At 64.7% G+C, this 13,124-nt stretch carries 12 protein-coding genes; 8 read left to right on the top strand and 4 right to left on the bottom strand.

Annotation, left to right across the window (positions count from 1 at the left end; genetic code table 11):
• From iolC to phnN, 8 genes are all read left to right on the top strand, one after another.
• A complete protein-coding gene (gene iolC, locus FJ942_RS24680; protein ID WP_140899255.1) occupies nucleotides 1-1,935 on the top strand; it encodes a 5-dehydro-2-deoxygluconokinase in 1,935 nt (644 codons plus the stop codon).
• Between the two features lie 34 nt (nucleotides 1,936-1,969).
• Complete coding sequence (gene iolD / locus FJ942_RS24675) at nucleotides 1,970-3,820, top strand: 3D-(3,5/4)-trihydroxycyclohexane-1,2-dione acylhydrolase (decyclizing) (protein ID WP_140899253.1); 1,851 nt, start codon at nucleotides 1,970-1,972, stop codon at nucleotides 3,818-3,820.
• Nucleotides 3,821-3,964: 144 nt separating this feature from the next.
• Nucleotides 3,965-4,882: a myo-inosose-2 dehydratase gene (gene iolE / locus FJ942_RS24670; protein ID WP_140671618.1), complete on the top strand. Its 918-nt coding sequence runs from the start codon at nucleotides 3,965-3,967 to the stop codon at nucleotides 4,880-4,882.
• Between the two features lie 40 nt (nucleotides 4,883-4,922).
• Nucleotides 4,923-5,141 carry a DUF3329 domain-containing protein gene (locus FJ942_RS24665; protein WP_140491266.1) on the top strand — a complete coding sequence of 73 codons (219 nt, stop codon included), beginning with the start codon at nucleotides 4,923-4,925 and terminating at the stop codon, nucleotides 5,139-5,141.
• A 4-nt stretch (nucleotides 5,142-5,145) separates the two neighbouring features.
• Nucleotides 5,146-5,958: a 5-deoxy-glucuronate isomerase gene (iolB, locus tag FJ942_RS24660; RefSeq protein WP_140671616.1), complete on the top strand. Its 813-nt coding sequence runs from the start codon at nucleotides 5,146-5,148 to the stop codon at nucleotides 5,956-5,958.
• Between the two features lie 151 nt (nucleotides 5,959-6,109).
• Nucleotides 6,110-6,817: a DUF1045 domain-containing protein gene (locus FJ942_RS24655; RefSeq protein ID WP_140899251.1), complete on the top strand. Its 708-nt coding sequence runs from the start codon at nucleotides 6,110-6,112 to the stop codon at nucleotides 6,815-6,817.
• Between the two features lie 44 nt (nucleotides 6,818-6,861).
• A complete protein-coding gene (locus FJ942_RS24650; protein WP_140676501.1) occupies nucleotides 6,862-8,001 on the top strand; it encodes an alpha-D-ribose 1-methylphosphonate 5-triphosphate diphosphatase in 1,140 nt (379 codons plus the stop codon).
• Nucleotides 7,998-8,630 carry a phosphonate metabolism protein/1,5-bisphosphokinase (PRPP-forming) PhnN gene (gene phnN / locus FJ942_RS24645; protein ID WP_181168445.1) on the top strand — a complete coding sequence of 211 codons (633 nt, stop codon included), beginning with the start codon at nucleotides 7,998-8,000 and terminating at the stop codon, nucleotides 8,628-8,630. The genes FJ942_RS24650 and phnN overlap by 4 nt, the downstream gene beginning before the upstream one ends.
• A gap of 55 nt (nucleotides 8,631-8,685) precedes the next feature.
• Here the strand turns inward: phnN and FJ942_RS24640 are convergent, their stop codons facing one another.
• From FJ942_RS24640 to FJ942_RS24625, 4 genes are all read right to left on the bottom strand, one after another.
• Nucleotides 8,686-9,204 (bottom strand): DUF2231 domain-containing protein, encoded by a 519-nt coding sequence (locus tag FJ942_RS24640; protein ID WP_140517718.1) that lies wholly within the window; start codon nucleotides 9,202-9,204, stop codon nucleotides 8,686-8,688.
• A 231-nt stretch (nucleotides 9,205-9,435) separates the two neighbouring features.
• The gene (locus tag FJ942_RS24635; protein WP_140517717.1) at nucleotides 9,436-10,431 is read right to left on the bottom strand and encodes an ABC transporter permease; all 996 of its coding nucleotides are present in this window, start codon (nucleotides 10,429-10,431) and stop codon (nucleotides 9,436-9,438) included.
• A 50-nt stretch (nucleotides 10,432-10,481) separates the two neighbouring features.
• Nucleotides 10,482-12,020, bottom strand: coding sequence for a sugar ABC transporter ATP-binding protein (locus FJ942_RS24630; protein WP_140899300.1), 1,539 nt, complete (start codon nucleotides 12,018-12,020; stop codon nucleotides 10,482-10,484).
• 116 nt (nucleotides 12,021-12,136) lie between these two features.
• Entirely contained in the window at nucleotides 12,137-13,099 is a 963-nt protein-coding gene (locus FJ942_RS24625) for a sugar-binding protein (RefSeq protein WP_140491278.1), read from the bottom strand.
• Nucleotides 13,100-13,124 lie beyond the last annotated feature (25 nt).

Genomic DNA, 13,124 nt, shown 5'->3' with positions numbered 1-13,124 from the left:
ATGAGCGAAGCCGTGGACGCGAAATACGCTGCGCTCGACGTCATCACCATCGGGCGGGCTTCCGTCGACCTCTATGGCCAGCAGATCGGCTCGCGGCTGGAGGACATCACCTCCTTCGCCAAGTCGGTGGGCGGCTGCCCGGCCAACATCTCGGTCGGCACGGCGCGGCTCGGCCTGCGTTCGGCGCTGCTGACGCGGGTCGGTGACGAGCAGATGGGCCGCTTCATCCGTGAACAATTGAAGCGCGAAGGCGTCAACACCGACGGGCTGAAGACCGACAAGGAGCGATTGACCGCGCTGGTGCTGCTTTCGGTCGAGAGCGAAGGCGTTTCGCCGATGATCTTCTACCGCTCCGACTGCGCCGACATGGCGCTGGCCGAGGAGGACATCGACGAGACGTTTATTTCCTCGGCTCGCGCGGTCGTCGTCACCGGCACGCATTTTTCCCGGCCCAACAGCGATGCCGCCCAGCGCAAGGCGATCCGCATCATGAAGGCCAAGGGCGGCAAGGTCGTGTTCGACATAGACTACCGGCCGAACCTCTGGGGCCTGGCCGGCCACGCCGAGGGTTTTGAGCGCTACGTCAAGTCCGACCGCGTCTCGGCGCAGTTGAAGACGGTGCTGCCCGATTGCGACCTCGTCGTGGGCACCGAGGAAGAGATCATGATCGCCTCGGGCGCCGACGACTGCCTGAGCGCCCTGAAGACGATCCGTTCGCTGTCCCCGGCCACCATCGTCTTGAAGCGCGGCGCCATGGGCTGCATCGTCTATGACGGGCCGATCAGCGACGATCTCGAGGACGGCGTGGTCGGCAAGGGTTTTCCGATCGAGATCTACAACGTGCTTGGCGCCGGCGATGCCTTCATGTCGGGCTTCCTGCGCGGCTGGCTGGGCGGCGAAAGCCTTGCCACGGCGGCAACCTGGGCCAATGCCTGCGGCGCCTTCGCCGTGTCGCGGCTGTTGTGTGCGCCGGAATATCCGACCTTCGAGGAATTGCAGTTCTTCCTCAAACACGGCAGCAGGCATCTGGCCTTGCGCAAGGACGAGGCGATCAACCACATCCACTGGGCAACGACGCGCCGGCACGACATTCCCTCGCTGATGGCGTTCGCCTGCGACCACCGGGTGCAGCTCGAGGACGTGGCGGCCAAGACCGGCGCCGATGCCTCGCGCATAGAGGATTTCAAGGTGCTGACGGTGAAAGCGGCGGCCAAGGTCGCCGCCGGGCGCGAGGGCTACGGCATGCTGCTCGACGAGAGGCATGGCCGCGAGGCGATGTTCGAATTCGCCAGGCATTCCTTTGCCTGGCTCGGGCGGCCGGTGGAGCTGCCGGGCTCGCGGCCGCTGCGCTTCGAATTCTCGCAGGACATCGGTTCGCAGCTCACCGAATGGCCGGTCGACCACTGCATCAAATGCCTTTGCTTCTATCATCCCGACGATCCGCCGGGCTTGAAGGAGGAACAGCAGCAGAAATTACGCGCTCTGTTCGAGGCCGCGCGGAAAGTGGGCAGGGAGCTTCTCATCGAGATCATCGCCGGCAAGCACGGCAAGCTCGACGACACGACCATCCCGCGTGCGCTTGAGGAACTCTATGCGCTCGGCATCAAGCCGGATTGGTGGAAGCTCGAACCGCAGGCATCCGCAGGCGCGTGGACGAAGATCGAGGCCGTGATCCTGAAGAACGACCCCTGGTGCCGCGGCGTCGTGCTGCTCGGCCTGGAGGCGCCGCAGGACGAGTTGGAGGCCGCCTTCGCAGCGACGGCCAAGGCGCCTATCGTGAAGGGTTTCGCGGTCGGCCGCACCATCTTCATCAACGCCGCCGAACAATGGCTTTCCGGCAGGATGTCGGACGACGAAGCGGTTGCCGACATGGCATCGCGCTTCGAGCAGCTGACCGAGGCATGGCTTGCCGCGCGCGGCCGTAAAGCAGCATAAGAAGGCACGGGCACTGGGACTGCGGAGGAAACCAATGAGCAAGACAATCCGCCTGACGATGGCGCAGGCGCTGACCCGTTTCCTGAGCAAACAGAAGACCGAGATCGACGGCGCAAAGGTACCGATCTTCGGCGGCGTCTGGGCCGTCTTCGGCCACGGCAATGTCGCCGGCATCGGCGAGGCGCTCTACCAAGTGCGCGACGAACTGCCGACCTTCCGCGCCCACAATGAACAGGCGATGGCGCATGCGGCGATCGCCTATGGCAAGGCCAATTTCCGTCGCCGCTTCATGGCCGCCACCTCCTCGATCGGACCCGGCGCGCTCAACATGGTGACGGCGGCGGCACTTGCGCATGTAAACAGGTTGCCTGTCCTGTTTCTGCCGGGCGACGTCTTCGCCAACCGCATTCCCGACCCGGTGCTGCAGCAGGCCGAGGATTTTTCCGACGGCACGGCGACGGTCAATGACTGTTTTCGTCCGGTGTCGCGCTATTTCGACCGCATCACGCGGCCGGAGCAGATCATCCCGGCGCTCAACCGCGCCATGGCCGTGCTGACCGACCCGGCCGAATGCGGGCCGGTGACCTTGTCGCTCTGCCAGGACGTGCAGGCCGAGGCCTATGACTATCCCGAGAGCTTCTTTGCCGAACGGGTCTGGTGCCAGCGCCGGCCGCGCCCGGATCGGGCTGAATTGGCGGCTGCGGTTGCAGCGCTGAAGAGCGCAAGCAAGCCGCTGGTGATCGCCGGCGGCGGCGTGCTCTATTCTCGGGCCTCGGACGAACTGGCGAAATTCGTTGAAGGCGCCGGCATTCCGGTCTGCGAAACGCAGGGCGGCAAATCCTCGCTGCCGGACGATCATCCGCTCAACATGGCGGCGATCGGCGTCACCGGCACGTCGGCCGCCAACCGGCTGGCGGAAGAGGCCGATGTCGTGCTCGCCATCGGCACGCGCCTGCAGGATTTCACCACCGGCTCCTGGGCGCTGTTCAAGAATTCGGGCAAGACCATCATCGGCTTGAATGTGCAGCCTTTCGATGCCGGCAAGCATCGGGCATCGCCGCTGGTCGCCGACGCGGCCGAAGGCTTGGCCGAACTCGGTGCCGCGCTGAAGGGTTGGAAGGCGCCATCCGCCTGGACCGACAATGCGGCAGCCGGCAAGAAGGAATGGCAGGCCGAAGCCGCCAAGGTGACGGCGTCGACCAATGCCGCCTACCCTTCCGACGCGCAGGTGATCGGCGCCGTGCAACGCGCCATGGGCTCCGGCGTGACGCTGCTCAACGCCGCCGGCGGGCTGCCGGGCGAATTGCACAAGCTTTGGCAGGCCGGCGCGCCCGGCTCGTATCATGCCGAATACGGCTTCTCGACCATGGGTTACGAGATTGCCGGCGGGCTCGGCACCAAGATGGCCAAGCCCGGGGAAGAGGTCGTCGTCATGATCGGCGACGGCTCTTATCTGATGCTCAATTCCGAGATCGCCACCTCGGTGATGCTCGGCCTGAAGCTAACCATCGTGCTGCTCGACAACAGGGGTTTTGGCTGCATCAACCGGCTGCAGATGGCGACCGGCGGCGCCAACTTCAACAATCTCCTGAAGGACGCGCGCCACGAGGTGCTGCCCGACGTCGACTTTGCCGCGCACGCCGCGAGCATGGGGGCGATCGCCGAGAAGGTCTCGTCGATCGCAGGGCTGGAGACGGCGCTGGCTCAGGCGAAAGGCAACGACCGCACCACGGTGCTGGTCATCGACACCGATCCGCTGGTCTCCACCGATGCCGGCGGCCACTGGTGGGACGTGGCGGTGCCGGAAGTCTCCGAGCGCAGCCAAGTGAACGCGGCGCGCAAGGTCTATGACGAGAAGCGGCGGATGCAGAGCGTCGGCGATTGATCTCGGCGCTGCCCACCCCCTACCTCTCCTTGTGGGGAGGTCGGACCGAAGGTCCGGGTAGGGTCTGGCGCCGCACCCCCACCCCGCTGCTTCGCAGCGACCCTCCCCACAAGGGGGAGGGTGAACAAGAACCGGAGTGACGACTTGAAAGCCAAACTGGGCATGTCCCCCATCGCGTGGTGGAACGACGATCTTGCGGAACTCAGCGACGACGTGTCGTTGGAGGAGTGCCTACGCCAGTCGCGTTCGGCCGGCTTCACCGGCATGGAGATGGGACGGCGCTTTCCCAAGGACCCCAAGGTGATGCTGCCGATCCTGAAGGCGGCTGACGTCACGCTGTGCGGCGGCTGGTTCTCGGGCACGCTGGTCGACGAGGAGATGAGCAAGAACAAGGATCGCATCCAGCCGATGATCGACCTGTTCAAGGCGGTCAACGCGCCTTGCATCGTCTATGGCGAGGTTGGCCGTTCGATCCAGGGCGACCGCTCGAAGCCGCTCGCCACCAAGCCGAAACTCTCGAGCGACGAGATGAAGGCCTATGCCAGGCGCCTGACCGAATTCGGCGAATGGTGCGCCGAGCAAGGCATGCCGCTTTCCTATCATCATCACATGGCGGCGGTGGTCGAGACCGAGCCGGAGCTCGACGCCTTCATGCGCCATTCCGGAGCGGGCATTCCGCTGCTGCTCGATGCGGGCCATCTGGCCTTTGCCGGCGGCGATGTGCTGCGCGCCATCGACAATCACCACAAGCGCATCAGCCATGTGCATGTGAAGGATGTGCGCATGGGCGTGATCGAGAAGCTCGACCGCACGAAGCAGTCCTTCCTCGACGCGGTGGCGCTTGGCGCCTTCACCGTGCCGGGCGACGGCTCGCTGGATTTCGGCGCCATCGTGCAGCGTTTCGCCGACCACGGCTATGAAGGCTGGTTCGTGGTCGAGGCCGAACAGGACCCGAAGAAGAACCCGCCGCTCAAGATGGCGCAGGTGGGCCACAAGGAGTTGATGCGGGTGATGACGGCGGCCGGCTATACGGTCGAGACGCAGGGCTTCCCCGATGTCTGATCGGGTTCTCGCCAGGCCGGGCTTGCTGTAGGTTGCCGCGATGAAAGATTCCGAGCACCCCTTCTTCCGGCCATTGTGGCGGCGTGTCGCCGTCGTCGCGGTGTGCGTCATCTGGTCGATCATCGAATTCGCGAGCGGCACGCCGTTCTGGGGCGTGATCGCGCTGGGCTTCGCCGGCTATGGCGTCTGGCAGTTTTTTTATCTCTACAAGCCGGCCGACGAGAACAAGGCGCCCGCCGAAGTCGAACCGAAGGAGTAACCGGATGTCGAAGCTGCTGGTCAAAGCCGACAAGGGCCATGGCCGTGTCGCGCACGTCACGCCGCAAAGCGCCGGCTGGACCTATGTCGGGTTCGACCTGCATCGGCTGAAACCGGGCGAAACGGCTTCGGGAACAACGGACGATCGCGAAGTCTGCCTGGTGTTCGTCACCGGCAAGGGCACGGTCGCGGCCGGCGGCAAGGATCTCGGCCTGCTCGGCCAGCGCATGTCGCCCTTCGAAGGCAAACCATGGTCGGTCTATGTGCCGCAGGGATCGGACTGGTCGGTGACGGCTGATAGCGGACTGGAACTGGCGGTCTGCTCGGCGCCGGGATTGAGCGGCGGCCTGCCGGTTCGCGTCATCGGGCCTGACGACCTCGGCCAGGAGGTGCGCGGCAAGGGCACCAATACGCGCTACGTCACCAACATCCTGCCCGAGGGCAAGCCGGCCGATTCGCTGCTGGTGGTCGAGGTCATCACGCCCGGCGGCCATACGTCGAGCTATCCGCCGCACAAGCACGACCAGGACAATCTCCCTAACGAATCCTATCTCGAGGAAACCTATTACCACCGCCTCAACCCGCCGCAGGGCTTTGCTTTCCAGCGGGTCTATACCGACGCCGACAAGGACGGCTCCCGCGCGCTGGACGAGGCGATGGCGATCGAGGACGGCGACGTCGTGCTGGTGCCCAAGGGCTATCACCCCTGCGCGGCTTGCCATGGCTACGACCTCTACTACCTCAACGTCATGGCCGGCCCGAAGCGGACGTGGAAATTCCACAATGCGCCCGAGCACGAATGGCTGATGAAGGCCTGACCGTTGCGCGTTCACGGCTGAACCTGTTGGTCCAGATCAGAAAAATCGTCGGCTAAGGACCGGCGGGGTCGATTTGCCTTCGAAAACCCTTCAAAGCTTCGTCAATCCGTCATGGAAATCACCTATGGCAACGGGCTGACGAGGATTTTCGATGCGCTACGCCATCTACTTCACCCCCCAACAGGACGAAAAATTGGCGCGGATCGCCGCCAACTGGCTGGGCCGTGACCCGTTCGGCGCCGCGACGCGACCGGTGGAGGCGGTGGGCGATTTGTCGGCGGCGGAAGTCGCCTTCCACACCGCATCGGCACGGCGCTATGGTTTTCACGCAACGCTGAAAGCCCCTTTCCGGTTAGCGGCCAACGAAACCGAAGCCTCGTTGCGCGCAGCGCTCGACGCCTTTGCCCAGGCGACGCCCGTTGTGATGATCCCGCGTCTCGTCGTCAGCCAGATCGACGGTTTCTTCGCACTGGTGCCGGAGGCGCCATTGCCTCCGCTCAATCGCTTCGCCGATGATGTGGTGCGCGATTTCGACCGCTTTCGCGCGCCGTTGACGGAGGCCGAGATCGAGCGGCGCAGCCCGGACTCGCTGAAGCCGGGCGAATTCCGCAATCTCTGCCAATGGGGCTATCCTTACGTCTTCGAGAGCTTCCGCTTTCACATGACGCTGTCCGGCAGGGCCGGGCCACAGGAAAGCCATCGTCTTCGCCTGGCAATCGAGGGCCTGTTCACCGAGGTGCTGCGCCAGCCGGTTCCGGTGGACGCGCTGACGTTGTTCATCGAGCCCGAACCCGGCGCCCCGTTCATGGTGCTTTCCCAGCACGCGCTCGGGCGCCGTCCGGCCAGAAAAACCGCCTGAAGCAACAAGCCGCAAAGGCGAGAAAAAACCAAGGACTGCCTAAGATGACCGCCGACACCATTCTGAGCAACGCCCGCATCGTTCTTGCCGACGAGATCATCGACGGTTCGCTCGTGATGCGTGACGGTCTGATCGCCGACATATCCGCCGGCGTCGTGCGAGCCGGCGAGGACATGGCTGGCGACTTCATCATTCCGGGACTGGTCGAGCTGCACACCGATCACCTGGAAGGCCACTATGCGCCGCGGCCCAAGGTGCGTTGGAACCCGATCGCCGCCGTGCTCGCCCATGACGCGCAGGTGGCGACGGCAGGCATCACCACCGTGCTCGACGCCTTGCGTGTCGGCATGGACGAGGATGCCGATCTCAACGCCGCCGACATCCGCAAGCTCGCCGATGCGATCGAGGACAGCGTGCGGATGGATCGATTGCGGGCCGATCATTTCATCCATCTACGCTGCGAGGTCTCGGCGCCGGATTGCCTCAGGGCCTTCGCCAATTTCGAGACGGACGAACGGGTGAAGCTCGCCTCGCTGATGGACCATGCGCCAGGCCAGCGCCAGTTCGTCAACCTCGAAACCTACGCCTACTACTATCAGCGCAAGCTGAAGCTGACCGATCACGATTTCCAGAAATTCTGCGAGAAGCGGATGGGCGAATCGGCCCGGAATTCGGCCCCGAACCGCGTCTTCATCGCCGCCGCCTGCCACGAGCGCGGCATCGTGCTTGCGAGCCATGACGATGCGACGACGGGCCATGTCGACGAAGCCATCGAGCAAGGCGTGCGCGTTGCCGAATTCCCAACCACCGAGGAAGCCGCCAGGGCTTCGAAGGATGCAGGGCTCGGCGTGCTGATGGGCGCGCCCAATGTCATGCGGGGCGCCTCGCATTCGGGCAACGTCTCGGCGCGCACGCTGGCCAGCGACGGCCTGCTCGACATATTGTCGTCCGACTACATCCCCTTCAGCCTGATCCAGTCCGCCTTCTTTCTCGGCGACGTCGTCGATAGCATTTCCCTGCCGCAGGCGGTGGCAATGGTGTCCAAGAACCCGGCCGAGGCCGTCGGTCTTTCCGATCGCGGCGTCATCGAAGAGGGCCGCCGGGCCGACCTGGTGCGCGTGCGCCTCGACGACCACGTTCCGGTGGTGCGCACGGTCTGGCGGCAGGGGCGGCGGGTCGCGTGATGGCTTCGGCATTGATCGAGCGTGAACTGTCGGCCGAGGCGTTTCCGATACGCGACGGCGTCTTCGTTGCCGTGGTGGGCCCGAGCGGCGCCGGCAAGGATACGATCATCGGCCATGCCAAGGCGCTTTTCGCCGACGAGCCGCGGCTGGAGTTCGTGCGCCGCGTCATCACCAGACCGAGCGACACGGCAAGCGAGGATCACGACACGCTGGCCGATGCCGCCTTCATCGAGGCCGAAGCCGACGGCGCCTTCGCCGTTTCCTGGGAAGCGCACGGCCTGCGCTACGGCCTGCCGGCCGAGGTCGATTGGGCAGTGGCCAACGGCCATGTCGCTGTCGCCAACGTATCGCGCGCGATCATTCCTGCCTTGCGGGAGCGCTATGCCAATCTGGCCGTCGTCGAGATCACCGCTTCGCCCGATGTGCTGGCCGGGCGGCTGGCGATGCGTGGCCGCGAGTCGCGCGGGGAGGTTCTGGCACGCCTGGCGCGCAGCGCCCCTGTGACGCTCTCCGGACCCGGCGTCACCTCGATCGACAATAGCGGTTCGCGCGAAGCGGCAGGCGAGCGCTTTGCCGAGGTGCTGCGCAAGGCGATGGCGTTCTCCGACATGTCGGGGCTGATCGACTAAAGGTGTTGATGGTCAGGTGGCGCTCGCCTGACCTGAACATCGAAACACCTTCCTTTTATGCCGCGTGCCGGTCGTGATCGGCACGACGCGTGCTGGCCGACGGCGTTGCCGAAGGTTGTGTCGGCGCGTCCAGAACCGCGACGTGATGACGGTACACCATTTCCCAGCCTTTCCAGCCGGTAAACAGCAGGATGCAGACAACGATCAATGAAAGCAGCACTCCCCATGGGCGAACTGCCGCTTCGGCGCCTTGGCTGTAGCGAAGATAGAAATTGATCAGCGCCAGAACGACGGCGGTCAAATTGCCGACCATGTGATACCAGGCGTCCGTCAGAGCGCGGATGCGCGGCTCGCTCAGGAAATCGATAAAGCCGGCAATCGCCGCCAGGAGAGCCATGACGATGGCTGCTCCAATCAGCCACATCGACGCGCGTGCCCAAAAGACGTCGGCAGTGCCCCAGAACATCAGATCGGTGAGAAACGCGCCGACAAGGAACGCGACAGGAAAGGGAATGAGCATCGGATGGATGGGATGACCTCCCACCTTGGCGGTGCTTAGCGGATTCGCAGCCATGACCATGCCTCCGAATAGAAAAGCTTTGAACAACGCCCAGATAAGGGTTTCGTTCCAATCCGGATGGAAGCTCGCAAGACCGTTTTCGCGATGCCGCCCCCCTTTTGCACTCAAGTCACTTGGGGCCGCACAGATACGGCCGACAACAGATCGAGCGGAATTGCGGGGCGGGCGAGATAGAGCGGCGTTATCTTTCGACGGCCACGGCGGACGGCGGCTTTTTGCCCCTGACTATTCCGCCGCTGCCCCGGCGATGCTCTTGCGGCTGGCGTCGACCATGCGCCGCCGCGCGCGGAACACGCCCCACTGCTGGTCGATCAGCACGCCGATGAGGATGACGCCGCCCATCACCGCGAAGTTGAGCGAGGACGGGATGCCGAGCAGATTGACGAGGTTCTGCAGCTCCTGCAGCAGCACGGTGCCGAGGATGACGCCGATCAGCGAGCCCTCGCCGCCGCGCAGCGAGAAGCCGCCGAGCACGGCCGCGGCAATGGCGTAAAGCTCGTAGAACTGGCCGTGGCTGGCCGGCGAGATGGATCGCGTGTACATGGCGAAATAGATCGCCGACAGCGCCGTCAGTACCCCGCAGATGACGTAGGCGGCCATGACGACACGCCCGGTGCGGATGCCGGAATATTTCGCCGCCTCCTCGTTCTTGCCGATGGCGTAGAGATAGCGGCCGAACACCGAGCGGTGCAGCACCACCCACATGACGATGGCGATGACGATCAGGGCGAAGAAGGAGTTCGGCACGCCCCAGGAGCGGCCGGCGGTCAAGAATTCGAGCTCCGGGAAATTCTGGCCGAAGGCGAAGCCGGCGGTGCCGTCGGCGGTGTAGAAGCGGGCGACGCCGCGATAGATCAAAAGGCCGCACAAGGTCACCACGAAGGGCTGCAATTTGAGCCGCGTGATCAGCCAGCCATGCGCCAGGCCGATGATGGCACCGAGCACCAGGATGAGCACGAAGGCCAGCGGCCATTCCATGCCGCGCACGGCGATGAAGTCGATGAAAAGCGTTCCCAGCAGCGCCACCAGCGAGCCGACCGACAATTCGATGCCGCCGGTGATGATGACGAAGGCCTGGCCGATCGACAGGATGCCGAACAGTCCGATCAGGTTCGAGGTGTTGGCGAGATTGATAGGCAGCAGGAAGCGCGGATTGATGATGGCGACGATGGCGCCGACCACCAGGATCAGGATCAGCAGGCCGAGATCTTTCTTGCTCATCATCTTCTCCCCAATGCCGGCCCGAGCGCTTCCGCGGCGCGGCGGCAGAATTATTTCGGCTGCTTGCCTACCGCCAGCAGCAGCACGTTTTCCTGGCTGAACTGGTCCTTGTCCAGAATGCCCGAGATCTGGCCCTCATGCATGACGGCGATGCGGTCGGACACGCCGATCACCTCCTCCATGTCGCTGGAGATCATCAGCACGGCGACGCCGGCGTCGGCCAGCGCACGCATCAGCCCGTAGATCTCCGCCTTGGCGCCGATGTCGATGCCGCGCGTCGGCTCATCGAGGATCATCACCTTGGGGTTCATCGCCAGCCATTTGGCCAGCACGACCTTCTGCTGGTTGCCGCCCGACAGCGTGCCGGTGCGCGTCTGCACCGAGGGCGCCTTGATGCCGAGATCTTTTTTCTGCTTCTCGGCGGTTGCCGTTTCGGCGCTGGTCGACACCAAGGAGCGCTTGGCATGCGCCGGCAGGTTGGGCAGCGAAATGTTCTGGGCGATCGAAAGGTCGAGCAGGATGCCGGTCAGCTTGCGGTCCTCCGGCACCAGGAAGATGCCGTGCGCGACGGCATCGGCCGCCGAGCTCAGGGAGAGCGGCTTGCCGGCGAGCTCGAGCGTGCCGCCGAGGCTGCTTTCGATGCCGAAGAACACCCGCGCCAGCTCGGTGCGGCCGGAACCGACAAGGCCGGCAAGGCCGAGGATTTCACCGCGCCTGACGTCGAGATCTACCGGGCGGCCAGGATAGGTCGGGGTGCGGATGGCCTTGGCCGATAGGGCGACGGCGCCGGGGGCGCGGGCCGCCTCGGAAGCCTTCTCGCGCTCCTTCAGCATGCGGCCGATCATCAGCTTGACCATCTGGTCGTGGTTGATGTCGCGCTTGGGCAAGGTGCCGGCCAGCATGCCGTCGCGCAGCACGATGACGCGGTCGGCGACACGCTCGACCTCGTGCAGGCGATGCGAAATGAAGATGACGCTGATGCCGTCCGCCTTCAGCGCCCTGATGACGTCGAGCAATTTGTCGGTCTCGGCGATCGGCAGGCTCGACGTCGGTTCGTCGAGGATGACCAGCCTTGCCTTGATCGACAGCGCCTTGGCGATCTCGACCATCTGCTGCTGCGCGAGCGACAGTTCGGCGACAGGCGTGTCGGCGGAGAAATTGGCGCCGACGCGCTTCAGGAGCGGCGCCACCATGGCGCGCAGCCTGGCGCGGTCGACGAGCCTGAGCGGCCCGGCGCGCAGCGGTTCGCGGCCGAAGAAGATGTTGGCAGCGACGTCGAGATTCTCGAACAGGTTGAGTTCCTGATGGACGAAGGCGATGCCGGAGCCCAGGCTGCCCTCGACGCTCAGGCCGCCATGGGCGGTGCCGTCGACGGTGACGGTGCCGCTGTCGGGCCGCGTCACCCCGCCGAGGATCTTCATCAAGGTGGATTTGCCGGCGCCGTTCTCGCCGACGAGGCCGATGACCTCGCCCGGCCTGACCTCCATCGAGAAGCCATCGAGCGCGACGACGCCCGGATAGGTCTTGCGCACGTTCTCGAGACTGAGGAACGGGGTGGTCGCGGCGATGGATGTGTCGGAATAATTCATCATGCCTGACAGCGTTGGCGGGCCGACCTCTTGGCAGACTGACTGGCCTCGAAGGGTTCGTCAATGCGAGAGCAGCCGGCTCAAGCGACGTTGAGCCGGCTGCTCTGCCTTCGGTCTTAGTTTCCAGCCATCGCCTTCAGATTGGCGGCGTAGGCGTCGACGTCATCCTTGCCGATGATCTTGGTCGGGATGATGATGAGGCCGTCGGCCGGGATGCCCGACTTGTCGCCCTTGAGATAGGATGCCATCAGCTTCATGCCCTGATAGGCCCACTCGAAGGGCTGCTGCACGACGGTGGCGGCAATGGTGCCTTCCTTGACGCCGCCCAGGGTGATCGGATCGTCATCGAAGCCGACGACGGTGATCGAGCCGAGCTTGCCGGCATCGCGCAGCGCTTCATAGATGCGCGGCGTGTTGTAGGAGTAGAAGCCGACCATGCAGGTGACGTCGGGGCTGGCGACGAGCGCGTCCTCGACGTTCTTCTTGGCGCGGGCCTGGTCGATGTCGTCGCCGCGCACGTCGACGAGCTCGATCTTGGTGCCGGCCAGGCCATCCTTCATGCCCTGGATGCGCTCCTTGGCATTGTCGGCGCCGAGCAGGCCGACGAAGCCGAGGCACTTGCCGCCGTCCGGCATCGCCTTCTTGGCGATTTCGGCCGCCTGCTTGCCGGCATCGACATTGGACGAGCCGATATAGGCGACGCGCTTGGTCTGCGGAGCGTCGCTGTCGGTGGTGAACAGCGCCGTTTCCGAGGCGATCTTGTTCAGCCCGTCGGTCGAGGTCTTGGGATCGACGGCCGAAACCATGATGCCCTTGACGCCGGCGGTGACCAGATCGTCCATCAGCCGCTGCTGGATGGCGACCGAGGACTGCTCGGGATATTTCAGCTCGAGATTGTAGTCGGGCAGTTCGCCCTGCGCCTTCTTGACGCCGGCTTCGGCCGCCTTCCAGAAGTCGGAAGCGCCGTTGACGACGAAGGCCAGCGTCGGCTTGTCGTCGGCGCGCGCGATCGTGCTCGCCGTCAGGCCAAGCAGCAGCGCCGCGGTGGCCACGGATGCATTGCGTATCAAGGATTTCATGTTCAACCTCCCGTTTTGGCCGGTC

Origin of the sequence: Mesorhizobium sp. B2-4-2 (assembly GCF_006442845.1) — a bacterium.
GTDB lineage: Bacteria > Pseudomonadota > Alphaproteobacteria > Rhizobiales > Rhizobiaceae > Mesorhizobium.
The sequence above is the reverse complement of the archived record's forward strand: the minus strand, read 5'-3'. Positions and strand labels throughout refer to the sequence as shown.